This window comes from Pseudomonas fragi (genome assembly GCF_025426255.1).
GTDB lineage: Bacteria > Pseudomonadota > Gammaproteobacteria > Pseudomonadales > Pseudomonadaceae > Aquipseudomonas > Aquipseudomonas kulmbachensis.
Map to the genome: position 1 here is coordinate 1,993,989 of NZ_CP104861.1, position 24,408 is coordinate 2,018,396.

Sequence of the window (24,408 nt, forward strand, 5' to 3'; positions counted from 1 at the left end):
TTTCGACCATTGCTCAGCTAAACCTTTGCTTCTTATGTCTAATCCCGGACAATCGCGCCCCTCTTATGGCTGGGGCGATGTCAGCAAGGTGTTTCTTGTCCGCCCCGGCTGCGTGGTAACGACCGGCTAGCGGAGATTCGACCGGATGAATGACCAGGCTAACAGCGTTGACGAACGCTTCGACGAGACCCCAGCGACCCTGAGTCGCTGGAACCGTCATGACACCACCTGGATGCTGGGCCTGTTTGGCACAGCGATTGGCGCAGGTACTTTGTTTTTGCCAATCAACGCTGGGCTTGGCGGCTTTTGGCCGTTATTGATTCTGGCGCTGCTGGCGTTCCCGATGACCTTTTACGCCCACCGTGGCTTGACCCGATTCGTTCTCTCCGGTCGCGAAGGCTCAGATATCACTGACGTGGTAGAAGAACATTTCGGCCTGCGCGCCGGTGCAGTGATTACACTGCTGTATTTCCTGGCCATTTTCCCGATTTTGCTGATTTACAGCGTAGCGCTGACCAACACCGTCGGCAGTTTTATGCTTAATCAATTGCATATCACGCCACCACCACGGGCCATCCTGTCGCTGGTGCTGATTCTGGGCTTGCTGATCGTTGTGCGCTGCGGCGAACAAGTGATCGTGAAGGCCATGAGCATGATGGTCTACCCGTTTATCGTTGCATTGCTGTTTTTGGCGGTGTTTCTGATCCCGCACTGGAATGGCGGCATTCTGAGTACCGCAAGCACGCTGCCGGAGCCTTCGGCTTTATTGCACACCTTGTGGTTGGCGATTCCGGTGATGGTGTTCTCCTTTAACCATTCACCGATCATCTCGGCTTTCGCCGTGGATCAAAAGCGCCGTTACGGTTCGAACGCCGACGAGCGCAGCTCGCAGATCCTGTCCCGCGCCCACCTGCTGATGGTGGTGATGGTGCTGTTCTTTGTCTTCAGCTGTGTGCTCACGCTGTCGCCTGAACAACTGGCCGAAGCCAAGGCCCAGAACCTGTCGATCCTGTCCTACCTGGCCAACCACTTCAGCAACCCGACCATTGCATTTGCCGCTCCGCTGATTGCGTTCGTGGCCATTGCCAAGTCATTCCTGGGCCACTACATCGGCGCCAGCGAAGGCCTTAAAGGTCTGGTACTGAAAACCGGCAAGCGCCCAGGCGCGAAAAACCTCGACCGCATGACCGCTGCTTTCATGCTGGTGGTGTGCTGGGCCGTGGCAACGCTTAACCCAAGCATCCTGGGCATGATCGAAACCATGGGCGGGCCGGTGATTGCTGCCATTCTGTTCCTGATGCCGATGTACGCGATCCGCCGGGTGCCCGCCATGCGTCAGTATTCGGGGCAGATCTCCAACGTGTTTGTAACTGTTGTGGGCCTGATCGCGATTTCGTCGCTGGTGTACTCGCTGATCCCTTGATGCTTGCCCCGGTCGCCGCCGTTCTGCGCGGCGACACTTCGGTGATTGTCCAGCTCAAGCCGCCCAAGGCTTGAGTCTGGCCAGTGCTGCGAATATGATTGCGACCCATTCCTATTCGCAGTGTGCTGCCAGCACGTCCGAGGGTTCCCGTGTCGCCATCCCCGTCGAACTTACCCTAGCTGCGATCACCACGGTTGGCTGTTGAACTGGCTGCGGCGGAGCTTGCGCGATACCGACAGTGCTGCTGATGTGCTGTTCACTGAGCAACAGCGATTGATGGTGTTGCGGATGGGCGAAATTATTACTACGGCGCTCCACGCATTCTGATGCTGGGGATGAAGTACCGTTTCTGAAGAGGCTTTCTGGGAGCGTGCTTGCTCTCGATCAATCGCGAGCAAGCACGCTACAGGTTGTGGGTTATTTACCCGACAACAACGCCTCTAGTTTTTCCTGGTCACGGGCGAACTGGCGAATGCCCTCGGCCAGTTTCTCAGTGGCCATTGCATCTTCGTTGGAGGCCCAGCGGAATTGCGCTTCGTTCAGGTTCAGACGTGGTTCGCCCGCGTGGCCTGGAGCCAGTTTGCGCTCCAGTTTACCGTCGTCCAGAGCCAGTTTTTCCAGCAAGTCCGGGCTGATGGTCAGGCGGTCGCAGCCAGCCAGTTGCTCGATCTGGTTGAGGTTGCGGAAGCTGGCGCCCATTACCACGGTGTTGTAGGCATTGGCCTTGTAGTAGTTGTAGATACGGGTCACGGACTGCACGCCCGGATCATCGGAACCGGTGTAGTCGGTGCCGGTGGACTTCTTGTACCAGTCGTAAATCCGACCTACGAACGGCGAGATCAAAAATACCCCGGCATCGGCACAAGCAGCGGCCTGGGCGAACGAGAACAGCAGGGTCAGGTTGGTTTGAATACCGTCCTTTTCCAGTTTCTCGGCAGCGCGGATGCCTTCCCAGGTCGAGGCGAGCTTGATCAGGACGCGGTCGCGGCCTACACCAGCCTTGTCGTAAAGCTCGATCAACTGGTTGGCTTTGTTCAGCAGGGCCGGCTCGTTAAACGATAGACGGGCGTCGACTTCAGTCGAAATGCGCCCCGGTATCACTTTCAAGATACCGCTACCTACCGATACCGCGAAATGATCGCAGGCCAGGCCCACATTGCCCTTGGCGTGGCTGATGGCGTTTTGCAGCAGCTCGGCATAACCGGGCATCGCTGCAGCCTTGAGCAGCAGCGACGGATTGGTGGTTGCATCCACAGGTTTGAGACGGGTAATCGCGTCGAGGTCGCCGGTGTCTGCGACCACGGTGGTGAACTGCTTGAGTTGTTCCAGCTTGGAAGTCATGAGCGTCTCTGTCGAAAAGGTATTAATGGCAGTACAGATTGATTGCGTCGTCGATCAATAGTTCGTTGAACGAAGAATGCCGTTGAATACCTTCTCGATGCAACCAATGGAACAGATTTAATCTGTCGTAGTGCCATTACCTGGATTTCAGAGTTCCAGCTTGCCCCATCCTGGCTTGCGCGGCTCTGGTTCGCTGATCTGCACAGCATTGACGGTTTTGCCGGTGGCCAGCTCAACCCGGCGCGCCACTTCCGGGTCGTCGGCAAAGGGGATCAGGCTGGCCTCGTCGATATCCTTTGCGGTTTTATGCTTCAGGCACCAGCCGACCGCAAAGTAGAGGCTGATTACGGCGGTACAGTTGAGGACTATTTCGAGCATGGCAAGGCTCCTTGCTGAGTGCAGCGCACGCCTGCGGCATGCGCTGCAACGGGGTCAGGCGATCTGGGCGCTCAGTTCGGCCTGTTTGAAGTTGGCCACGCGCACCGTGCGCCATACGTTCCAGGCCATCAGCAGCATGCCGCAGAGGAAGAACAGCCCGCCCACAAGGCGCACGACGAAGCCAGGGTGGCTGGCCTGCAACGACTCGACAAACGAGTAGGTCAGCGTGCCGTCATCGTTGATTGCACGCCACATCAGGCCCTGGGTGATGCCGTTGACCCACATCGAGGCGATGTAGAGCACCGTGCCGATGGTGGCCAGCCAGAAGTGCAGGTTGATCAGGCAGTGCTGTACATCTGCTCGCGGCCGAAGATTTTCGGGATCATGTGGTACAGCGCACCGAATCGAAATCATCGCTACCCAACCCAATGCCCCGGCGTGTACGTGGCCGATGGTCCAGTCGGTGTAGTGGGAGAGGGCGTTGACGGTCTTGATCGCCATCATCGGGCCTTCGAAGGTCGACATGCCGTAGAACGCCAGCGACACACCAGAAAGCGCAGGATCGGGTCGGTGCGCAACTTATGCCAGGCGCCCGAGAGGGTCATCATGCCGTTGATCATGCCGCCCCAGCTTGGGCCAGCAGAATGATCGACATCGCCATGCCCAGCGACTGAGCCCAGTCCGGGAGGCGGTGTAGTGCAAGTGGTGCGGGCCGGCCCAGATATACAGGGTGATCAGCGCCCAGAAGTGCACGATGGACAGGCGATAGGAGTAGATCGGCTTACCGGCCTGCTTGGGCACGAAGTAGTACATCATCCCGAGAAAGCCGGTGGTCAGGAAGAAGCCTACAGCGTTATGCCCATACCACCACTGCACCATGGCATCGGTGGCGCCGGAGTACACCGGATAAGATTTGAACCAGTCCACGGGGATTGCCAGGTGGTTGACCACGTGGAGCATGGCGATCACCAGAATAAAAGCGCCGAAAAACCAGTTGCCGACATAAATATGCTTTGTTTTGCGCCGCACCACGGTGGTGAAAAAGACGATGGCGTAGGCCACCCAGACCACGGTCATCCAGACCGCGCCGGTGAACTCGATTTCGGCGTACTCCTTGGTCGTGGTGTAGCCCAGGGGCAGGGTGACCAGCATGATCACAATCACTGACTGCCAGCCCCAGAAAGTAAAGGCTGCGAGCCTGTCAGAGAACAGCCGCACCTGGCAGGTACGCTGCACGGCGTAGTAGCTGGCGGCGAATTGCGCGCTGCCGGCAAAGCCGAAAATCACCAGGCTGGTGTGCAGCGGTCGCAGGCGGCCGAATGTGGTCCAGGGCAGGTCGAGGTTCATCTGTGGCCAGGCCAGTTGTGAGGCGATCCACACGCCCATGGCCATGCCGATAACACCCCAGACCACGGTCATGATGGCGAATTGGCGGACAACCTTATAGTTATAGGCCTGCCCGTTTAGTGCTGTGCTCATGCTCAAGTCTTCCACGGTTCAAAGTCCTGCCAGGCCTCGTGGTCTGGCGTAGGGTGAACTTTAGGAACCTTGAGCAAAACAAAACAGATTCAGAAAATCATAATTAATACGGATCAGATTTTATCTCAGGTTTAATCGAAAATTTTCTTAACTGATCTGGTTTTAATTGGTTTTCAATAATTTAAAAGCAACTGAGCTGTAAGGCTCGGGCCCATGTGTATTGCGTGCTCTATCACATTCAACGTCGGATAAAACCTGGTTCTGCGGCGATTCTCCAATGCTTGGCTATACCTATATGGCGCGTTCTTACGGTTGCGTCCCCTACAGGAGTTACAGCATGAAGCTTGGCTTAATGATCGGTACGTTGTGCATCGCCTCAATCGGGATGGTCGGTTGTGCGAGCAAGGTCCAGCAACCGGATGAGTACTCCGGCTTTTTAAAAGATTACAGCCGCCTTAAAGAAGGCAAGTCGCCGTCTGGTGCAGAAGTGATGCGTTGGGTTGACCCTCAGCTCAAGATCAACCAATACACCAGCGTTTACATCGAGCCGACCCAGCTGTACCCGGCACCCAAGCCTACGGAGAAAATCCCGCAGAGCACTTTGAATGGCATCACCAGCTACTATGATCAGGCGCTGAAACGTGAAATGAGCAAATCACTACCGCTGGCCAGTGGCCCAGGCCCAGGGGTGATTGTGGTGCGGGCAGCCATCACTGCGGTCAGCAGCGAGACCGAGAGCCTGGCACCTTATGAGTACATTCCGGTAGCGCTGGTTGCGGCGGCTGTGAGCACGGCGTCGGGGATCCGTGATCAGGAAACCCAGTTGGCCACTGAGGCCGTGTTTATCGACGGGCAAAGTCAGGATGTGGTTGCCCAAGTGGTTCGCAAAGGCATCGGCAAGCCGTTGAGTAACGACAGCCAGGTGATGAGGGCCGATGACGTGAAAAAGGTCATCGATAGCTGGGCATCGGACATGCATCAGTCGTATTTGAAGCTGAAAAAGTAACCGCGCGGTACTTGTGGGAGCGAGCCTGCTCGCTCCCGTTGCTGCGCCTGCAACTATTTACCGAAAGTGACGTTGATCCCGGCAAACAGCGTGAACTGGGGCAGGTCGTCACCCTTGCGCTCCACAGTCCATTGCGGTTCAACGAAGGCGTTGAGAATGTTGCTTCCGGCTTTCCAGGCTTTGCCCACGCCCAAGCCGATGGGGATGTAGTGCGTGTTGCTTTTCAGGTCGTAGGTCCAGGTGCCTGTGGAGCGCAAGTACCAGCCCTTGGGCAGGTTGTGGATGATAAATGGCTGAAAGGTGGCGCTTTCAACATGCTGGCGGTCGCTGTCACCGGCGAACGAGCTTTGGTACTGCACCAACGCACCCAGCAGGCCGCGTGGTGAGGCGTCGATGGCAATAGCGGCCAGGCCGGCTTGCCACTTGCCGGTGCCCAGTTCGTCATGTTCGGCGGTTGGCGCGGTGATTTGCGGGCCGATGCCAAGCTGCACACCTTCGGTTTTGAGCAGGAATATATCGAACAGGTTGAGGTCGCCAATCCCGGTGCTGTAGCCGCTGTGGGGATTGGGCCGGGTACTGATCGGCAGCGTGACGCGCAGCAGTTGTGGTACGCCGATAAAGTCATTGGGCGCCACGGGCAGGGCGCCTCGCAACAGGGCGTCATTGGTGTGGATATTGCTGTCGTAGACCTGCGGCGTGTAATAGTCCTGAAGATTGATTCCCGGAGCGAGGCTCAGCGGGTTGTTGCTTTTGTTGGCGGTCTCGGCGTTATCGGCCAGTGCGTCAGCAGCAGGGCACAGAACAAGTGACAGCAACAATCCTGAGGCGAGGCGTGTGATGGGCATGGCAGTCCTGTTCCTTGGATACTGACCGTTAACGCTAGCAGTTGGCCTGTACACTGCGGGTATTTATGGCCGTTTTGAGTGCGGCTACACAGAAAGTTGCAGCCTGTATCGTTATGGCATGCAGTGGCGGCGGCTTTGTAGGAGCAATCTTTTTGTAATGGTAAACATGAGATTTTATGTTCAGCCCATAGGTCAGCCTGCCTGATTCATGTTTAACTTCGGCCTCTTCAACAACCTGTCAAAAAGGACATCGTTCATGGCTCAAGTGACGCTTAAAGGCAACCCTGTTCAAGTCAACGGCGAACTGCCTGCAGTAGGTTCCAAGGCGCCGGCGTTTTCGCTGGTTGCAGGTAATTTGTCCGATGTAACACTGGCGAGCTTTGCCGGTAAGCGTAAAGTGCTGAACATCTTCCCAAGCGTTGATACCCCGACTTGCGCGACCTCCGTGCGCACGTTCAACGCTCAGGCCAACGAACTGGCCAACACCGTTGTGCTGTGCATCTCGGCTGACCTGCCATTCGCCCAAGCACGCTTCTGCGGCGCTGAAGGTCTGGAAAACGTACAAAACCTGTCGACCCTGCGCGGCCGTGAGTTCATCGAGAACTACGGCGTGGCAATCGCAGATGGCCCGCTGGCTGGCCTGACTGCTCGCGCTGTCGTAGTACTGGACGAAAACGACAACGTGCTGCACAGCGAACTGGTTAAAGAAATCGCTGAAGAGCCAAACTACGAAGCAGCGCTGGCTGTTTTGAAGTAAGTCGTACCGCAAGACCAAAAGCGGCCTGGCACCCAAAGTGTCAGGCCGTTTTTTTGCGTTCTACTTTGTATTGATTGCAAAACTGTGGGAGCGAGCCTGCTCGCGAAGGTGGTTAACAAAGGCGAATGTTGCCGGAATTATGGCGGGGCTCTTGATATTTTCGCGAGCAGGCTCGCTCCACAATATGGACTCAGGTAATACCAAAAGGGGCTACAGAGGCTCTATAACGTAAATACCCGGTAAAGAACCTTTTCATAACGGTCTGCACTGCTTATCGTTCGGCTTCCTGAAAATTATCGCTCGCGCTAATGGTTGATCATTCCATGCAATCCTCTGTTTCCCACAAATCCCGTTTCTGGCTGTTTGGCCTGTTGGCCTTGCTGATCGTCGTTGGTCTGTGCTGGTGGCTATGGCCGTCCGCCTCGAAAAAGGCCGCGACCGATCAGCCTGCCGGGCACACCGGTCGCTCGGGGATGATGCGTCCCGGGTTTGGCGGTTCGACTCAGCCTGTGCCGGTTCGAGTGTCGCAAGTGACGCAGGGTGATTTTCCGGTGTACTTCAAGGCGCTGGGGACTGTGACGGCACTCAACACCATCAACGTGCGCAGTCGTGTGGCAGGGGAGTTGGTCAAGATCAACTTCAAGGAAGGGCAAATGGTCAAAGCTGGCGAACTGCTGGCTGAAATCGACCCGCGCAGCTATCAGAATGCGTTGCTGCAAGCCGAAGGCACGCTGCTGCAGAATCAGGCGCAACTGAAAAACGCTCAGGTCGATGTGCAGCGCTATCGCGGCCTGTACGCCGAAGACAGTATTGCCAAGCAAACCCTCGACACCGCCGAAGCATTGGTCAGCCAATATCAGGGCACGGTCAAGACCAATCAGGCTGCGGTCAACGATGCCAAGCTGAATCTGGAATTCACCAAAATCCGCGCCCCTATCGCTGGTCGTGTGGGCTTGCGCCAACTGGATGTCGGTAACCTGGTGGCGGCCAATGACACTACAGCGCTGGTGGTGATCACCCAGACCGAGCCGATCGTGGTCAGTTTCACCTTGCCCGAGACCAACCTGGCGCTGGTACTTGAGCGCTATCGCAGCGGCGCCAAAATGCCGGTGCAGGCCTGGAACCGTGGTGACACCAAAGAGCTGGCGGTGGGCGTATTGAGCAGCATCGACAACCAGATCGATATCACCACCGGCACCTTGAAGTTCAAGGCACTGTTCGAGAACCGCGATCAGGCGCTGTTCCCCAACCAGTTCGTCAATGTGCGCCTGTTGGCTGACACTCTGAAAAACGTGGTGCTGGCGCCGACGGCAGCCATTCAGTACGGCACCAACGGCTCGTTCGTGTACGCAATGGATGGCGACAACAAAGTCAAGATTCGCACCGTCAAAGTGGGCGTCACCGATGGCGACGTAACGGTGATCGAAGATGGCCTGGCACCGGGTGATCGTGTGGTGCTCGAAGGCACTGATCGCTTGCGCGATGGTGGCGCGGTGGAAGTGGTCAACGACAGCGTCGAAGTGCCTGCAACTGCAGCCGGGCAAGTGCTCGATGGCGGCTCTGACACCGATGCAGCCCCAGCCTCTGACAAAGCCAAGACCAAGGCCCGCGAATGAATCTGTCGCGGCTGTTTATCCTGCGCCCGGTCGCAACCACGCTGTGCATGCTGGCCATCGTGTTATCCGGGATCATCGCTTATCGCTTGCTGCCAGTGTCGGCCCTGCCTCAGGTCGACTACCCGACCATTCGCGTGATGACGCTGTATCCCGGAGCCAGCCCGGATGTCATGACCAGCGCCGTGACCGCGCCGCTTGAACGTCAGTTCGGGCAAATGCCGGGCCTGACGCAAATGGCCTCGACCAGTTCCGGTGGCGCATCGGTACTGACCCTGCGCTTTAATCTCGACATCAACATGGATGTGGCCGAGCAACAGGTGCAGGCCGCGATCAACGCTGCCAGCAACCTGCTGCCCAAGGATTTGCCGGCACCACCGGTGTACAACAAGGTCAACCCGGCGGATACCCCGGTGCTGACCCTGGCGATCACCTCCAAAACCATGCTGCTGCCCAAGCTCAATGATCTGGTCGATACGCGCATGGCGCAAAAGATTGCCCAGATCAGTGGCGTCGGCATGGTCAGTATCGCGGGCGGTCAGCGTCAGGCGGTGCGGATCAAGGTCAACCCCGAGGCACTGGCCGCCAATGGCCTGAACCTGGCGGATGTGCGCACCCTGATTGGCGCATCCAACGTCAATCAGCCCAAGGGTAACTTTGACGGCCCGACCCGGGTGTCGATGCTGGACGCTAACGACCAGCTGAAAACCCCCGAGGAATACGCCCAACTGATCCTCGCCTATAACAACGGTGCACCGTTGCGGCTCAAGGACGTGGCCGAAATTGTCGACGGTGCCGAGAACGAACGTCTCGCGGCCTGGGCCAACGAAAACCAGGCCGTATTGCTCAATATCCAGCGCCAGCCCGGTGCCAACGTGATTGAGGTAGTGGACCGGATCAAGGCGCTGTTGCCGAGCATCACCGACAACCTGCCGGCTGGCATCGACGTCACGGTGCTGACCGACCGTACGCAAACCATCCGCGCCTCGGTGCGTGATGTGCAGCACGAATTGCTGATCGCCATTGCGTTGGTAGTGATGGTGACATTCCTGTTTCTGCGCCGAGCCAGCGCTACCATCATCCCCTCGATTGCCGTACCGCTGTCGCTGGTGGGTACATTCGGGGTGATGTATCTGGCTGGCTTCTCGATCAACAACCTGACGCTGATGGCTCTGACCATTGCCACCGGTTTTGTGGTGGATGACGCCATCGTCATGCTGGAGAACATCTCGCGCTATATCGAGGAAGGCGACAGCCCGATGCAGGCGGCGCTCAAGGGCGCCAAACAGATCGGCTTCACCCTGATCTCGCTGACCCTGTCGCTGATTGCGGTATTGATCCCGCTGCTGTTTATGGCCGACGTGGTAGGGCGGTTGTTCCGCGAGTTTGCGATTACCCTGGCGGTGGCGATCCTGATCTCGCTGGTGGTCTCGTTGACCCTGACCCCGATGATGTGCGCCCGCCTGCTCAAGGCCGAACCCAAGCCCGAAGAACAGGGGCGCTTCTACCGCGCCAGCGGCGCCTTTATCGACTGGATGATCGCCGAATACGGGCGCATGTTGCAGTGGGTACTCAAGCACCAACCGCTGACCCTGCTGGTGGCCATCGGCACACTGGGCTTGACCGTATTCTTGTACATGGTGGTGCCCAAGGGGTTTTTCCCGGTGCAGGACACTGGGGTCATCCAGGGCATCTCCGAAGCGCCGCAATCGATTTCCTTCAGCGCCATGAGCCTGCGTCAGCAGGAGCTGGGCAAGATCATCCTGCAGGACCCGGATGTTGAAAGCCTGTCGTCGTATATCGGCGTGGACGGTGATAACCCGACGCTCAACAGCGGGCGCATGCTGATCAACCTCAAGCCCCACAGCGAGCGCAACGAAAGTGCCTCCGAGGTGATTGCACGTTTGCAACCGCAACTGGACAAGCTGACGGGGATTCGCCTGTTTATGCAGCCGGTGCAGGATTTAACCATCGAAGACCGCGTGAGCCGTACCCAGTACCAGTTCAGTCTGTCTTCACCGGATGCCGAGATGCTCAGCACCTGGAGCCAAAAACTGGTCACGGCGCTGTCCAACCAGCCTGAACTGGTCGATGTGGCCAGCGATCTGCAAGACAAGGGCTTGCAGGTGTATCTGGTGATTGACCGCGATGCCGCCTCGCGTCTTGGGGTATCGGTGGCCAATATCACCGACGCCTTGTATGACGCGTTTGGCCAGCGCCAGATCTCGACCATCTACACCCAAGCCAGCCAGTACCGTGTGGTATTGCAGGCCAAGGACGGCGAGAAAATTGGGCCGCAAGCCCTCGACCAGATCCACGTGAAAACCACCGATGGCGGCCAGGTACGGTTGTCGAGCCTGGCCAGGGTCGAAGAGCGTCAGGCGCAACTGGCTATTTCCCATATCGGCCAGTTCCCCTCGGTGATGGTCTCGTTCAACCTGGCTCCCGGTGTGGCACTGGGGCAGGCGGTCGAGCTGATTGATCAGGTGCAAAAAGATATCGGCATGCCGTTGGGGGTCAAAACCGAGTTCCAGGGCGCGGCGCAAGCGTTCCAGGCATCCCTGTCGAGCACCTTGCTGCTGATTCTTGCGGCGGTAGTGACCATGTATATCGTGCTCGGTGTGCTCTATGAGAGTTACATCCACCCGATCACAATCCTTTCAACCCTGCCGTCGGCGGCGGTCGGTGCCTTGCTGGCGTTGATCCTCAGCGGCAATGACCTGGGGATGATTGCGATTATTGGCATCATCCTGCTGATCGGTATCGTGAAGAAAAATGCGATCATGATGATCGACTTCGCGCTCGATGCTGAACGCAATCAGGGCATAGCGCCCGAGCAGGCAATTTATCAGGCTGCGCTGCTGCGCTTCCGACCGATTCTGATGACCACCCTGGCCGCGCTGTTCGGGGCGGTGCCGCTGATGCTGGCCACCGGTTCCGGGGCGGAATTACGTCAGCCATTGGGTCTGGTAATGGTCGGCGGTTTGCTGGTGAGCCAGGTACTGACCCTGTTTACAACTCCGGTGATCTACCTGTATTTCGATCGTCTGGGCCGCCGCTGGCGCGGTGCTCCTGCCCAGGCCAAGCAGGCGTCGCTATGAATCTGTCCGGCCCGTTTATCAAGCGCCCGGTAGCCACCATGCTCCTGAGCCTGGCAATCATGTTGCTGGGCGGTGTGAGCTTCGGTTTGCTGCCGGTGTCGCCGCTGCCGCAAATGGACTTCCCGGTGATCGTGGTCTCGGCCAGTTTGCCGGGAGCCAGCCCCGAGGTAATGGCGTCTACCGTGGCCACGCCGCTGGAGCGATCGTTCGGTGCGATTGCCGGGGTCAACACCATGAGCAGCAACTCGAGCCAGGGTTCGACCCGAGTGATTTTGCAGTTCGATCAGGACCGCGATATCAACGGTGCTGCGCGGGAAGTGCAAGCGGCGATCAACGCTTCGCGCAACCTGCTGCCCAGCGGCATGAAAAGCATGCCCACCTACAAAAAAATCAACCCGTCTCAAGCACCGATCATGGTGCTGTCGCTGACCTCCGAGGTGCTATCCAAGGGGCAGCTTTACGATCTGGCCTCGACCATCCTCTCGCAAAGCCTGTCTCAGGTGCCCGGTGTGGGCGAAGTGCAGATTGGCGGCAGCTCGCTGCCCGCCGTACGCATTGAGCTGGAGCCGCAGTTGCTCAACCAGTACGGCGTTTCGCTGGATGATGTGCGCAACACCATTGCCAATGCCAACGTTCGTCGCCCCAAGGGCGCGGTGTCCGACGGTGAGCGCAACTGGCAGATCCAGGCCAACGACCAGTTGGAAAAAGCCAAGGACTACGAGCCGCTGATCATCCGCTACCAGGATGGTGCGGCGCTGCGTCTGAGCCACGTAGCCAAGGTCAAGGACAGCGTTGAAGACCGCTACAACAGTGGTTTCTTCAATAACGATGCCGCGGTATTGCTGGTGGTCAACCGCCAGGCCGGGGCCAACATCATTGAAACCGTAAACGCGATCAAGGCCCAGTTGCCCGCGCTGCAGGCAGTGCTGCCAGCCAGCGTCCAGCTGAACCTGGCAATGGACCGCTCGCCGGTGATCAAGGCCACGCTGCACGAAGCCGAGATGACCCTGCTGATTGCCGTGGCGCTGGTGATTCTGGTGGTGTTCCTGTTTCTCGGCAATTTACGTGCGTCGCTGATCCCGACCCTGGCAGTGCCGGTTTCATTGGTCGGTACTTTCGCGATCATGTACCTGTACGGGTTCTCGCTGAACAACCTGTCGCTGATGGCTCTTATTCTGGCTACCGGGCTGGTGGTGGATGACGCCATCGTGGTGCTGGAGAACATCTCGCGGCATATCGATGCGGGAATTGCGCCGATGAAAGCGGCGTACCTGGGTGCCAAGGAAGTCGGTTTCACCTTGCTCTCGATGAACGTCTCGCTGGTGGCGGTGTTCCTGTCGATTCTGTTTATGGGCGGGATTGTCGAGAGCCTGTTTCGCGAGTTTTCCATCACCCTGGCAGCCTCGATAGTAGTGTCGCTGGTAGTGTCGCTGACCCTGACCCCGATGCTTTGTGCGCGTTGGCTTAAACCCCATGTGCCGGGCACCGAAAACGCCATGCAACGCTGGAGCATACGGCTTAACGAGCGCATGGTCAGCGGCTATGCCCGCAGCCTGGATTGGGTATTGCGGCACAAGCGGCTGACGCTGTTCAGCCTGCTGCTGACCATCGGCGTCAACGTTGCGTTGTATGTGGTGGTGCCCAAAACCTTTATGCCGCAGCAGGACACCGGGCAACTGATCGGTTTTGTTCGCGGTGATGATGGCCTGTCGTTCAGCGTGATGCAGCCGAAGATGGAAATCTTCCGCAAGGCGGTGCTGGCCGACCCTGCAGTCGAAAGCGTGGCCGGTTTTATTGGCGGCAACGGCGGCACCAACAACGCGTTCATGATCGTGCGCCTAAAGCCGATTTCAGAACGCAAGGTGTCGGCGCAAAAGGTCATTGAGCGCTTGCGCGAGAATATGCCGAAAGTGCCGGGCGGGCGGCTGATGCTGATGGCTGACCAGGACCTGCAGTTTGGCGGCGGGCGTGATCAGACCAGCTCGCAATACTCCTACATTCTGCAAAGCGGTGATCTCGCCCAATTGCGTATCTGGTACCCGAAAGTGGTGGCTGCGCTCAAGGCGTTGCCGGAACTGACCGCCATCGATGCCCGTGAAGGACGCGGTGCGCAACAAGTCACGCTGGTGGTCGACCGCGATCAGGCCAAGCGCTTGGGGGTGGACATGGACATGGTCACCGCGGTGCTCAATAACGCCTACAGCCAGCGACAGATTTCCACCATCTACGACAGCCTGAACCAATACCAGGTTGTGATGGAGGTCAACCCAAAGTACGCCCAGGACCCCGAAACCCTGAACCAGGTGCAGGTGATTACCGCCGATGGCCAGCGGATTCCGTTGTCGACGATTGCTCACTACGAAAACAGCCTGCAGAACGACCGTGTCTCGCACGAAGGCCAGTTCGCCTCGGAGTCTATCGCGTTTGATATGGCCCCCGGCGTGACCATGGAGCAGGGTACCGCAGCTATTGAACGGGCCATCGCCAAACTCGGTTTGCCGGAAGAAGTGATTGCGAAAATGGCCGGTACGGGCGATGCCTTCGCCGCCACGCAAAAAAGCCAGCCGTTCATGATTTTGGGTGCGCTGGTGGCGGTGTATCTGGTGCTGGGGATTTTGTATGAGAGTTATATCCATCCGTTGACCATTCTTTCGACCTTGCCGTCGGCCGGGGTGGGTGCGCTGTTGAGCATCTACCTCACAGGGGGTGAGTTCAGCCTGATCTCGCTGCTCGGTCTGTTTCTGCTGATCGGTGTGGTGAAGAAAAACGCGATCTTGATGATCGATCTGGCGCTGCAACTGGAACGCCACTCGGGCCTTGACCCGCAAGAGTCGATCCGCAGTGCGTGCCTGCAGCGTTTAAGGCCGATTCTGATGACTACTCTGGCGGCCATTCTCGGTGCCTTGCCGCTGATGCTGAGCAGCGCAGAAGGTGCTGAAATGCGCCAGCCGCTGGGTCTTACCATTATCGGCGGCCTGATTTTCAGCCAGATACTGACCCTTTACACCACCCCGGTGGTTTACCTCTATCTCGACCGTTTACGCCATCGTTTCAACAAGTGGCGTGGCGTGCGCACTGATGCTGCTCTGGAAACTCCGCTATGACCTCTCGTTTGCTTACCCTTGCCCCGGCTCTGTCGTCCCAACGTTGGCAGTTGGCCCGTGGCTCGCGCCTGCTGGGCCTGGCGCTGTCCGCTGTGTTGCTCAGTGCCTGTGCGATTGGTCCGGACTACCAGCGCCCGCAAACGTCGGCCCCGCTTGAGTACAAACAGGCCGCTGGCTGGACTCAGGCCAATCCGAGCGACTCCCTGGCCCGTGGCGCCTGGTGGGAGCTGTATGGCGACCAGCAGCTCAACGGGCTGGTTGAAAAACTCAACAGTTCCAACCAGACCATTGCGCAGTCCGAAGCCCAGTTTCGTCAGGCTCAGGCATTGGTGCGCAGTGCGCGTGGGGCTTTTTTGCCGAGCGCCGATTTGAGCGTGGGTAAAACCCGCTCCAGTCAGGGTACCGGCAGTTCCAATTCAAGTTTGACCAGCTCCAGCAGCGGCATTCGTGACACCTTGAACGCTCAGGTCGGGGTGAGCTGGGAAGCTGATGTGTGGGGCAAGTTGCGCCGAGGCCTTGAAGCCAACGAGGCGAGCGCCGAAGCCAGCTTGGCCGATTTGGCCGCGATGCGTCTGAGTCAGCAGTCGGAACTGGTACAGAATTACCTGCAATTACGGGTGATTGATGAGCAGAAACGCTTGTTGGAAGCCACGGTCGAGGCGTATCAGCGTTCATTGAAAATGAGCGAAAACCAGTACCGCGCGGGAATCTCCGGCAAGGATGCGGTGGCCCAGGCACAAACCCAGTTGCGCAATACCCAGGCCAACCTGATCGATCTGATCTGGCAACGAGCCCAGTTTGAAAACGCGATTGCGGTGCTTACCGGTCAGGCCCCGTCGGGCTTTAATCTGGCTGAAATCAAAGACGTGCCCAAGTTGCCGATGATCCCGGTCAACCTGCCTTCGCAATTGCTGGAGCGGCGTCCTGACATTGCCTCTGCAGAGCGCTCGGTGATCGCCGCCAACGCCAATATCGGCGTGGCCAAGGCGGCTTACTACCCGGATTTCAGCCTGAGCCTGTCGGGCGGCTACAGCAGCAGCCAGTATCAGGACTGGATCAGCGTGCCAAACCGCTTCTGGTCGGTGGGGCCGAAAATCTCGTTGCCGCTGTTCGATGGCGGTCAGCGTTCGGCCGAAGTCGATCGTAACGAGGCCGCGTATGACCAGACCGTGGCCAAGTATCGCCAAACCGTGCTTGACGGTTTGCGTGAAGTGGAAAACTACATGGTGCAATTGAAGGTGCTGGGCGATGAGTCGGTGGTGCAGGAGCAGGCACTGGAATCGGCCCGGGAGTCGTTGCGTCTGACCAACAACCAGTACAAGGCCGGGTTGATTGCCTATCTGGACGTAGTCTCGGTACAAACCACCGCCCTGACCACTGAGCGCAGCGTGCTCAACCTGTTGCAAAGCCGCCTGATTGCCAGCGTGCAGTTGATAGCGGCGCTGGGCGGCGGGTGGGATGGCAAGACCGACCTGAACGCCCAGGAACAATAAACCCTACCTTTGTGGGAACGAGCCTGCTCGCGATGCAGACAATGCGGTCTTGCAACAAACCGTGGTGATGCCTTCGCGAGCAGGCTAGCTCCCACAGGTCGAGCCTAGTAAAAACTGAACCTGTCCTTGCCCGTTTTTTTGGATTCATACAGCGCCTTGTCGGCATTGGCCAAAGCCTGGTTCAGGGTGTCTGTATCGGTAACCCGGGCCAGGCCAATACTGACGGTCACGGGATGCTCAGCGAGGTCCTCGCGCACCCGGCTACACAAGCTGTCCATCAGTGCTTCGACGTCGCTGCGCCTTACCCCTGACAGGTACACGGCAAACTCTTCCCCTCCCAATCGTGCGTACTCATGGTCAGCCATCACTGCCTTGATGCTGGCAGCGGTGCGCTTGAGCACTTCATCGCCGATATCATGGCCATATTGATCATTTACCTTCTTGAAGTTGTCGATGTCGATCATCGCCAGGTAGTGATCCTGCACCCGCGGCTGGGTCTGCAATGCATGACCTGCCTGGAGCATAAATGATCGGCGGTTGGGGATTTCGGTCAGGGCATCGACATAGGCCTGGACCGCCAGCCGCTTGGACATGATGTAGTTGTGCAACTTGACCCGACGCAATTTGAAAAAACTGTAAATCGTCACGCTGCACAAAAAAGCGCAGAAGCACAGAATCAACAGACCGCGCAGGTCCATGACCGACGCTTGGGTCATCAGAAAAGGATTAAGAGTCAGGCAAGTAATCGCGGCAACACCAAGGAATGCCCAGCGGCTCAGAGGCAGGATCGAGGCGTTGTAAAGGACGCTCGCGCAGGCGAGTGCCAGCCAGATGGGCTGTGTTTCGGCCGGCAGACCAAAGGTGACCAGGCGCAAACCCAGGGTAATGACCGCGACGAACATCACATTCAGCACGTCGAAATGCCGGTAATTGCGAATAAAGCCAAGGATGGTGGTGAGTGCTGCCATCACGCCAATAAACAGCAAGGACAGAGCCGTAAAACCCTGGCCGCCCTTGAAGCTGATAATCAGGTTGAACAGCAACCAGATGGCAATGCTGGTGATATAAGTCAGGCGGCAAAAATTGCGCAGTTTTTCGAAGTCGTGTTGAGCAAATTCGGCTTGCAAGGCAGGTGGCGCAGCTTGTTTGGAGATCTCTGATTCAATGGTTTTGAGCATTGCGCGCCTTGAACACTGTCGGATGACGGGCCCTGGGCAAACATGTGTTTAAACATCTTCTGCCCAGGTTACATAAGTAACCCTAGCAGGAGTTGGCTGCTTATCGAAGCGTGCCCGGCGTGCAGGTCAGCCATTGTGGGCGAATACTTCGCCGATACTGCGTTGACGCGCATATTGCTCGCTGGCTCGAATCAGCGCTTCAAGGTCTTCGGGGGTCACGTCTATAAAAGCATCCATTTGTTGCAGTGCGTTTTGCAAGTCTTCGGCGGTAATGTTCGGGTCCACGGGGGACTGGGCAGAGCTCGCCAGCGGGTTTGGTTCAGCCGGTTTTTTCGGGTAACCCACGCGGGTCAGATTGTTATAGGCCAACGCCGCGAGCAGCATGCACACCGCGCTGAGCATTACCGGGGCCAGCATGCCCCAGCCCAGGCTGGCGCTGTCCGGATCAGCCAACACCACCAGCAACGCCAGCGCCCCGGCAGGCGGGTGCAGGCAGCGCAGCAGGCACATGCACAGCAGGGCAATGCCGACTGCCAGGCAGGCGCTGTCCAGGCTACGTCCAAACACGTACACCACGCACAACGACACCACCGTTGCGCACAGGTAGCCGCCGACTATCGACCAGGGTTGCGCCAGTGCCCCTGAAGACACTGCAAACAGCAAAATGGCTGAAGCCCCCAGCGGGCCAATCAAATGCATGGCCACGGGCAGGCCGAAAAACAGACTGCATACCCAGACACTGAACAGCGTGCCAAGGGATACGCCAATGGCGGCGCGGCTCCATTCGGAGGGACGAGTGTTCGTAGCCGCAGGCAATAGGCGGCTGATCCAGCGGGTTTGCATGGTCAGGAAAATCCGGTTTTGAGGGCGAGGCAGATAAAAAAAGGCTTGGCGGGATTCCCGACAAGCCCTTGAAAATGTTCCTTCATTTGGGGGAGGAACGTGTGCAGTCTGCCCAGTGTAGAATCAATCCGCAAATGCATAATAATGCTGGTTAAGTGCATTATTTTTGATGTTTGCCGCCGTGAGCAGATAAGCGTCCGTACTGGCCGGGCTTGTCTGGCGCGAGTTTGCCCAATACGCGCTCATAAACCTCGTTGTTCAAGAGCCGCCGCTCGATAAAGCTGCGCGCGCCCGGGCTATTGGCCAGAGGGCCTTTTAGTACAATCAATGCATCGCGCAATTTCAGCAGTTTGCACAGTTCCAGCATGCAGGTATGCCCAGCGCAACTCTGGGGCTGCACACACGGTGTTTGCTCAGGGCAGGGGGCGGCATTGGCAATCAAGGCGTTACTCATCACGTTGAGCTCCATATATGAAGGGTATGGATGGATGCATGCAAGACGTTGTCGCCAATGCCCTGTAATGCGATACACGCGGTGACATATCGCCCATTTACTTGGCTTGTGATCTAGGTTTTGCGCCAGTGATTGTAAAGTGCCAAAACAGAGCAGTATTGTCAGGAAATACGCTGCTATGGATAAGATTTACGGAGAAGATTGTAGGTTTTTTCGATGTAACTGGTGAGGTATTAGAGGTCGTGGATTCACGCAGATATATGGATGTAAGCGCACTTTGTATGTAGTGGTTTCTTACTGACATTTACATCAGTGTTTAAAAGTGGAAATACTATATGCGCGCGCTGTCACCACCTGCCTCATGGGTGACCATAAGGCACTTTCGATTCCAGTAGATGCGTGGTTTCTAGTCGGCTTTGCCTTGCAGCCATCCTTCAAATGCGCTCTGGGCCGGTTCTTCCAGGCAGGGCGCGTAGTAAGCCAGATGCAAGTGTCTGTCGGCGTCAATCGTCAAAGTGGTGTGCTCAAACGAGATATTTCCAAATGAAGGAATATCAAAGTGCCTGATGCCTTGGCAGGGCCCCTGGATATCCTGTCTGTTCCACCAGTGTTTGAAGTCGGCACTGACTTTTTCGAGGCTGCGCACCAGCTCAGCAATATCGCTTTGTGCCGAAGCATGGGCAAAATCCCTGCGAAAACTGGAGAGCATTTGTATCGCTTGCTGCTCCCAGGAGCACAATAGCGAACGCATTTTCTCATCCGTAAAGAGCATCCACAGCAGGTTGCGTTGTTCTGCAGGTTTGTCTGCAAAGTTGAAGATTTTATCGGCGGCCGAGTTCCATGCCAGTACATCCCAGCGCAGATTGAGTACGTAAGCAGGGCGCAGAGGCATGTCTGCCATCAAACGATGGATGACTTTTGGCACGACACACCATGTTTGCGCCTGTTCTGCCGGTGCACGCTGGTAGGTCAGCAAGTAAAGGTGCCTGCGTTCCGTTGCATCAAGTTTCAAAACGCGGCAAAGGCTGTCGAGGAACGCCGGGGAAACCCCTATATCGCGGCCTTGCTCAAGCCACGTGTACCAGGTCAGGCCGACGCCGGCCAACGCGGCGACTTCCTCGCGCCGCAGGCCCGGCGTTCTTCTTCGCCCGCTAGCGGGTAAGCCTGCCTGTTCGGGTGAAATTCGTTCCCGGCGACTACGCAAAAATGCCGCCAGCTCCTCCCGGGTACGCTCCAGTGTCCTTGCCATTATCCAGTTGCTCCTAGTAACAGTATAAATGGTAGATATTGTAACAATTATTAGCATGCTAAAGAATTCGCCAAGTTGAGGGTGTGCGCAATGCATGCGCTGCCCTGATTTCGTCAAGGAGGATTCTCATGCACAGCACTACACCCTCATCGGTCTACTGGATTGCCCTCGGCGCTTTCGCGCTGGGCATGGCGTCCTTTGTTACGGCTGGCCTGGTACCCATGATTGAGCAGTCCTTTAGCGTATCTGTGGCAGCAGCGGCTCAATTGGTGACAGTGTTCGCTTTGGCGTATGGCATCGGGTCACCTGTGTGTGTTGCTCTTTTACCTGCGCACCGGCAGAGGTTCGGGTTGTTGTCCGCCCTAGGTTTTTTTGTTTTGGCTAATGTGGCCAGCACTGTCGTTGATGACTTTGCCGTGCTGCTGGTATGTCGTGCATTTGCCGGGCTTGGGGCCGGTGTTTATCTGGCAACCGGAATCACGGCTTGTGCGACGGTCTCTGAACCACACAGGCGCGGTCGAGCGATTGCTATCATCATGGCCGGAATGGCCAGTGGGACCGTTCTGGGTGTCCCTTTAAGCCTGCTGCTCGCTGAGCAGTCAGGGTGGCAGGCCGCTCTGTGGCTCATTGCCTTGCTAGGGGCTGGCTCATGGCTGGGATTGCTGATCAAACTACCCGATCTGCCTGCCGGGCCGCAGATGACAATCCGTAGCAAACTCCTGCTGCTGGAAAACAGAAAAGTGGTGAGCATCCTGATGGTCTCGCTGTTAGCCGCAGCGTCCAGTCTTGGGATGTATACCTTCATCGTCCCGTTTATAACTGATCCCAGTTATGCAAAAGTCGACAACGTGACCCCCTATCTCTGGGTCTGGGGTCTTGGTGGAGTCGCGGGAAGCTTCTTGATTGCTCCGCTGGTTGAGCGGACTGAGGGGCCAGTGCTGATATTTATCATCATGCTGGTGTTGACCGTTTCACTCTTGGCATTGCCAGTGGCCGCCGCCGTATCGCCCTGGTTGGCCATGATTCCTATAGCGATATGGGGTGGCGTGGGATGGGCCTTGCAGGTTCCCCAAAACAACGAATTGATCTCGGCGCGGGAGCGAAATGGCGATGGTAATTTGGCCGTTGCCTTGAACGAGTCTGCCCTTTACCTGGGAAGCGCAGCAGGTGCCGGTGCAGGAGGTTTTCTATTGCTGTTGAACATGCCAGGTTGGACGCTGGCGATCTGTGCCGGTGCAGTGGCGTTTCTTGGCACCGTTTTACAGTTCATGAATTTGCGCGCACATAAAACCCGACTTCCAGGACTCATCCAAAATGTCGAACACCGCTCGATCGATTGAAAAGTACATTTTTGCCAAGGATGCAAACCGGCCTGACCTTCTGCGCCAATCCTTCACTCCGGATGCAACCCTTGAAATGGTTGTGCATACAGGAACCATTTCATTTCCCCCTCAGGTCAGCGGCCGAGCAGGCATCGCTGATGTGCTGGTACGACGCTTTGGCCAGAGTTATGAAAACGTCTATACGTTCTGCCTGGGTGAACCTCCCTCGGCAGAGGCCGTTACCCATGACTGCAAATGGCTGGTGGGGATGTCTGTTAAAGAGACTGGCGAGCTGCGCATAGGGTGCGGCGAATATCACTGGTGTTTTGAACCGCAATCGGGGCTCGCAGAGCAACTGCGCATCACGATCGAACACATGCAGGTGTGTCCACCCCAGGAGTTGGAGCCGGTCATGAACTGGCTGCAAAGTCTCGATTATCCGTGGTGCTTGCCCGGCGAGATGATTGAGCGCGCCCCGCAGATCAGCTGCATGGCCCCGGTCATTGAGTACCTACAAGACTGAGTCTTGGCCCGCGGCCTGCACAATCCTAAAGCGGAACAGCTCCATACACACACCAGGTCTTTGCACCTGGTGTGCTCATTTTCAGCCTGGGCATTGAATTTCTTGCTATAAACGCACTCCATTAACCCCCGCCAGGCATGTTTTTCATCACTTTTCAGGTTTTGCTGGACAAATAGGTGTGTTTTCGGTTGCTGAGTCGATAAGTCGGCCTTAGACTGCCGCCCCTCGTAAATTGAGTGCCGGGTGGCGCTTGAAATAGATGGCACCTAACTGGTTGGGATGAAGAACGGTCAGGACGCTCCCTAATTCGCCTTAATGCACGTATTTTTTATAGAGAAATCAATGACAAAGGATAAGTTGCTGGCCATGCCGGCGGATGACTACATGAATGCCGAGCAACATGCTTTTTTCAGTGAGCTGTTGCAAAACATGAAGGTCGAAACCCACGCGCGTATTGAGCAGAACCGCATCGCGATCGAGAGCCTGGACACTCCGGCCGACCCTGCGGACGCCGCTTCGGTTGAGGAAGAGCGCACCTGGCTGGTGAACGCAATTGACCGCGACCAGCGCATGCTGCCTCAGTTGGAACAGGCTCTGGAACGTATCAAGGATGACAGCTTCGGCTGGTGCGATGACAGCGGCGATGCAATTGGCCTTAAGCGCCTGCTGATCAGCCCTACCACCAAGTACTGCATCGAAGCTCAAGAGCGTCACGAGCAAATCGACAAGCACCAGCGTCAGGCCTAAGCGCCTGACCTTGCCGGAGCCGCGCCATGCGGCTCCGGCAGCTTGACGGGTTCGCGGTCGTTCGTACTGCAGCCATACACCCCGCTGTAATCCCCGCTAAAATTTAAACTAGACGTTGAGCTGAATGTTCCGGTTGTGTCCCCTTATATTTGGCACGGCGTGTTTGCGCGAGGCTGAATTAATCGAGGACCAGTGTCATGAGACACTCAAACATTACGGGGCGCGTGCTGCGTGTCGGTATTTTTTTCGATGGTACGGCCAATAACGCGTTCAATATTCTGTCCGGGCAAGCCAGGCAGGCTCAAGGTCTGGTGGTCGATACCGGTAGCAGTTATGCCGGTGTGGCGACCAATATAGCCAAGCTGTACCAGTGCTACCCCGCGCAGAAGGCGTTTGATGGTAACGGCCAGGCGCTGGCCGCGCTGTATGTCAGTGGCATAGGCACTACCACGGGGGCAGCCGATACTGCTTTTCCAGGCCTGACCTACGGCCGTGGACGTACCGGAGTATTGGGCAAGGCCGATCAGGCCCAAGCACAGTTGATCGAGTGCCTGAGGCACTTTGTGAGCCTTGAGGCGCCTGGTTCGATTACACGTTTGCAACTGGATCTTTTTGGTTTCAGTCGCGGTGCGGCGGCGGCCCGGCACTTTGCCAATCAAGTGCACAGCATCGCATTTAAAACACAATTCCAACTGGCGCCCGAGTTTGAGTGCGAGATCCAGTTTGTGGGGCTGTTCGATACTGTCGCGGCGATGGGCGGGCTGGAGGACTTGGGGGATGTGGGTGACGAGGTCAACCCGGGCCTCAATCTGTACCTTGGGCCAAAATGCGCCCAGCAAGTGGTGCAATTGAATGCGCGTGATGAGCAGCGGCGCAATTTTTCGTTGAGTCGAATCGCGCCACAATGGCCGATGGATATTGCGGTGCCCGGTGCTCATGCCGATGTGGGCGGTGGCTATCCGGATGAAACGCAGGAACAGGTATTTTTGACCCGCAGGCAGAGCAATCTGGTCAGCCCGTCGACTTCGATCAAAGCCACTCAGACCTGGAAGTTGACACAGGCACAACTGCTGGCCTGGCAGGCCGAAGATCTGATTGACCCAAAGGACCCGGACGCCTTTTTAGAGATACGCACCCGCGAACAGCCCGAGGGCAGCCGCCAAGATCCCATGAAACGCGTACAGGCCGCAGTCTTTATGCAGCGTCGGGTTCAGGGGCAGCTGTCGCGGGTGTACCTGCGCATCATGCACGGGCTGGCATGCGAGCAGGGTGTGCCCTTCGGCAAATTGACCGATGCACAGGCCGGGCTACCCGATGAACTACTGCCTATCGCTGCGCAGCTTGAGGTTCAGGTGCGCCAGGGGCGCATTCGTTTGAGTGCTGGCGAAGAGCGTTTGCTGCGCCAGCGTTATGTCCATCAGTCGGCCAACTGGAATGCCAATGTGGGCGAAGGGCTTGGCGTGCTGGACAAGGCTTTCTTCAATATACCGCAAGAGGGCGGGCGCTCGGTGTACGAGCAGAAGGCACCGGTTTAAACCGGCGTGAGGGAGAT

Annotated in this window: 18 protein-coding genes and 1 pseudogene; 11 read left to right on the forward strand and 8 right to left on the reverse strand. The window is 57.2% G+C overall.

Going from position 1 to position 24,408, the window contains the following annotated elements; translation table 11 throughout:
• Positions 1–145 precede the first annotated feature (145 nt).
• Positions 146–1,423, forward strand: coding sequence for a serine/threonine transporter (locus N7D90_RS09165; RefSeq protein ID WP_261741859.1), 1,278 nt, complete (start codon positions 146–148; stop codon positions 1,421–1,423).
• A gap of 417 nt (positions 1,424–1,840) precedes the next feature.
• Here the strand turns inward: N7D90_RS09165 and tal are convergent, their stop codons facing one another.
• The 3 genes and pseudogenes from tal to N7D90_RS09180 form a co-directional block, all read right to left on the reverse strand.
• Complete coding sequence (gene tal / locus N7D90_RS09170; protein WP_261741860.1) at positions 1,841–2,764, reverse strand: transaldolase; 924 nt, start codon at positions 2,762–2,764, stop codon at positions 1,841–1,843.
• A gap of 147 nt (positions 2,765–2,911) precedes the next feature.
• The gene (locus N7D90_RS09175; RefSeq protein WP_261741861.1) at positions 2,912–3,142 is read right to left on the reverse strand and encodes a hypothetical protein; all 231 of its coding nucleotides are present in this window, start codon (positions 3,140–3,142) and stop codon (positions 2,912–2,914) included.
• 54 nt (positions 3,143–3,196) lie between these two features.
• Positions 3,197–4,621: pseudogene (locus N7D90_RS09180) on the reverse strand (cbb3-type cytochrome c oxidase subunit I).
• Positions 4,622–4,958: 337 nt separating this feature from the next.
• Between N7D90_RS09180 and N7D90_RS09185 the strand changes: the two are divergent.
• Positions 4,959–5,627, forward strand: a complete 669-nt coding sequence (locus N7D90_RS09185) for a DUF3313 domain-containing protein (RefSeq protein WP_261741862.1) — start codon at positions 4,959–4,961, stop codon at positions 5,625–5,627.
• 53 nt (positions 5,628–5,680) lie between these two features.
• Here the strand turns inward: N7D90_RS09185 and N7D90_RS09190 are convergent, their stop codons facing one another.
• Positions 5,681–6,472 (reverse strand): hypothetical protein, encoded by a 792-nt coding sequence (locus N7D90_RS09190; RefSeq protein ID WP_261741863.1) that lies wholly within the window; start codon positions 6,470–6,472, stop codon positions 5,681–5,683.
• 256 nt (positions 6,473–6,728) lie between these two features.
• Here N7D90_RS09190 and tpx point away from each other — a divergent pair, with 256 nt between their 5' ends.
• From tpx to N7D90_RS09215, 5 genes are all read left to right on the forward strand, one after another.
• The gene (gene tpx / locus N7D90_RS09195; RefSeq protein ID WP_019828950.1) at positions 6,729–7,229 is read left to right on the forward strand and encodes a thiol peroxidase; all 501 of its coding nucleotides are present in this window, start codon (positions 6,729–6,731) and stop codon (positions 7,227–7,229) included.
• Positions 7,230–7,537: 308 nt separating this feature from the next.
• Complete coding sequence (locus tag N7D90_RS09200; protein WP_261741864.1) at positions 7,538–8,845, forward strand: MdtA/MuxA family multidrug efflux RND transporter periplasmic adaptor subunit; 1,308 nt, start codon at positions 7,538–7,540, stop codon at positions 8,843–8,845.
• Positions 8,842–11,943: an MdtB/MuxB family multidrug efflux RND transporter permease subunit gene (locus N7D90_RS09205; protein ID WP_261741865.1), complete on the forward strand. Its 3,102-nt coding sequence runs from the start codon at positions 8,842–8,844 to the stop codon at positions 11,941–11,943. Before N7D90_RS09200 ends, N7D90_RS09205 begins: the two co-directional genes overlap by 4 nt.
• Entirely contained in the window at positions 11,940–15,047 is a 3,108-nt protein-coding gene (locus N7D90_RS09210; RefSeq protein WP_261741866.1) for an efflux RND transporter permease subunit, read from the forward strand. The genes N7D90_RS09205 and N7D90_RS09210 overlap by 4 nt, the downstream gene beginning before the upstream one ends.
• Positions 15,044–16,540 (forward strand): efflux transporter outer membrane subunit, encoded by a 1,497-nt coding sequence (locus N7D90_RS09215; protein WP_261741867.1) that lies wholly within the window; start codon positions 15,044–15,046, stop codon positions 16,538–16,540. Before N7D90_RS09210 ends, N7D90_RS09215 begins: the two co-directional genes overlap by 4 nt.
• Positions 16,541–16,644: 104 nt before the next feature.
• Here the strand turns inward: N7D90_RS09215 and N7D90_RS09220 are convergent, their stop codons facing one another.
• From N7D90_RS09220 to N7D90_RS09235, 4 genes are all read right to left on the reverse strand, one after another.
• A complete protein-coding gene (locus tag N7D90_RS09220; RefSeq protein ID WP_261741868.1) occupies positions 16,645–17,718 on the reverse strand; it encodes a GGDEF domain-containing protein in 1,074 nt (357 codons plus the stop codon).
• A 126-nt stretch (positions 17,719–17,844) separates the two neighbouring features.
• Positions 17,845–18,561: an HPP family protein gene (locus tag N7D90_RS09225; RefSeq protein ID WP_261741869.1), complete on the reverse strand. Its 717-nt coding sequence runs from the start codon at positions 18,559–18,561 to the stop codon at positions 17,845–17,847.
• Between the two features lie 160 nt (positions 18,562–18,721).
• Complete coding sequence (locus tag N7D90_RS09230; RefSeq protein ID WP_261741870.1) at positions 18,722–19,015, reverse strand: hypothetical protein; 294 nt, start codon at positions 19,013–19,015, stop codon at positions 18,722–18,724.
• 406 nt (positions 19,016–19,421) lie between these two features.
• Positions 19,422–20,264, reverse strand: coding sequence for a helix-turn-helix transcriptional regulator (locus N7D90_RS09235; RefSeq protein WP_261742409.1), 843 nt, complete (start codon positions 20,262–20,264; stop codon positions 19,422–19,424).
• A 128-nt stretch (positions 20,265–20,392) separates the two neighbouring features.
• Between N7D90_RS09235 and N7D90_RS09240 the strand changes: the two genes are divergently transcribed.
• From N7D90_RS09240 to N7D90_RS09255, 4 genes are all read left to right on the forward strand, one after another.
• Positions 20,393–21,604 (forward strand): MFS transporter, encoded by a 1,212-nt coding sequence (locus N7D90_RS09240; RefSeq protein WP_261741871.1) that lies wholly within the window; start codon positions 20,393–20,395, stop codon positions 21,602–21,604.
• Positions 21,579–22,109: a nuclear transport factor 2 family protein gene (locus N7D90_RS09245; protein ID WP_261741872.1), complete on the forward strand. Its 531-nt coding sequence runs from the start codon at positions 21,579–21,581 to the stop codon at positions 22,107–22,109. Before N7D90_RS09240 ends, N7D90_RS09245 begins: the two co-directional genes overlap by 26 nt.
• Positions 22,110–22,451: 342 nt before the next feature.
• A complete protein-coding gene (locus tag N7D90_RS09250; RefSeq protein WP_261741873.1) occupies positions 22,452–22,856 on the forward strand; it encodes a TraR/DksA family transcriptional regulator in 405 nt (134 codons plus the stop codon).
• A gap of 197 nt (positions 22,857–23,053) precedes the next feature.
• On the forward strand, positions 23,054–24,391 hold the full coding sequence (locus N7D90_RS09255; protein ID WP_261741874.1) for a T6SS phospholipase effector Tle1-like catalytic domain-containing protein: 1,338 nt from the start codon (positions 23,054–23,056) through the stop codon (positions 24,389–24,391).
• Positions 24,392–24,408 lie beyond the last annotated feature (17 nt).

Coding starts and splice junctions, on each gene's coding strand:
- N7D90_RS09225 (WP_261741869.1), bottom strand. CDS start 18,561: ATGCAAACCCGCTGGATCAGCCGCCTATTGCCTGCGGCTACGAACACT.
- N7D90_RS09255 (WP_261741874.1), top strand. CDS start 23,054: ATGAGACACTCAAACATTACGGGGCGCGTGCTGCGTGTCGGTATTTTT.
- N7D90_RS09190 (WP_261741863.1), bottom strand. CDS start 6,472: ATGCCCATCACACGCCTCGCCTCAGGATTGTTGCTGTCACTTGTTCTG.
- N7D90_RS09240 (WP_261741871.1), top strand. CDS start 20,393: ATGCACAGCACTACACCCTCATCGGTCTACTGGATTGCCCTCGGCGCT.
- N7D90_RS09215 (WP_261741867.1), top strand. CDS start 15,044: ATGACCTCTCGTTTGCTTACCCTTGCCCCGGCTCTGTCGTCCCAACGT.
- tpx (WP_019828950.1), top strand. CDS start 6,729: ATGGCTCAAGTGACGCTTAAAGGCAACCCTGTTCAAGTCAACGGCGAA.
- N7D90_RS09200 (WP_261741864.1), top strand. CDS start 7,538: ATGGTTGATCATTCCATGCAATCCTCTGTTTCCCACAAATCCCGTTTC.
- N7D90_RS09235 (WP_261742409.1), bottom strand. CDS start 20,264: ATGGCAAGGACACTGGAGCGTACCCGGGAGGAGCTGGCGGCATTTTTG.
- N7D90_RS09175 (WP_261741861.1), bottom strand. CDS start 3,142: ATGCTCGAAATAGTCCTCAACTGTACCGCCGTAATCAGCCTCTACTTT.
- N7D90_RS09185 (WP_261741862.1), top strand. CDS start 4,959: ATGAAGCTTGGCTTAATGATCGGTACGTTGTGCATCGCCTCAATCGGG.
- N7D90_RS09230 (WP_261741870.1), bottom strand. CDS start 19,015: ATGAGTAACGCCTTGATTGCCAATGCCGCCCCCTGCCCTGAGCAAACA.
- tal (WP_261741860.1), bottom strand. CDS start 2,764: ATGACTTCCAAGCTGGAACAACTCAAGCAGTTCACCACCGTGGTCGCA.
- N7D90_RS09245 (WP_261741872.1), top strand. CDS start 21,579: ATGTCGAACACCGCTCGATCGATTGAAAAGTACATTTTTGCCAAGGAT.
- N7D90_RS09210 (WP_261741866.1), top strand. CDS start 11,940: ATGAATCTGTCCGGCCCGTTTATCAAGCGCCCGGTAGCCACCATGCTC.
- N7D90_RS09250 (WP_261741873.1), top strand. CDS start 22,452: ATGACAAAGGATAAGTTGCTGGCCATGCCGGCGGATGACTACATGAAT.
- N7D90_RS09165 (WP_261741859.1), top strand. CDS start 146: ATGAATGACCAGGCTAACAGCGTTGACGAACGCTTCGACGAGACCCCA.
- N7D90_RS09220 (WP_261741868.1), bottom strand. CDS start 17,718: ATGCTCAAAACCATTGAATCAGAGATCTCCAAACAAGCTGCGCCACCT.
- N7D90_RS09205 (WP_261741865.1), top strand. CDS start 8,842: ATGAATCTGTCGCGGCTGTTTATCCTGCGCCCGGTCGCAACCACGCTG.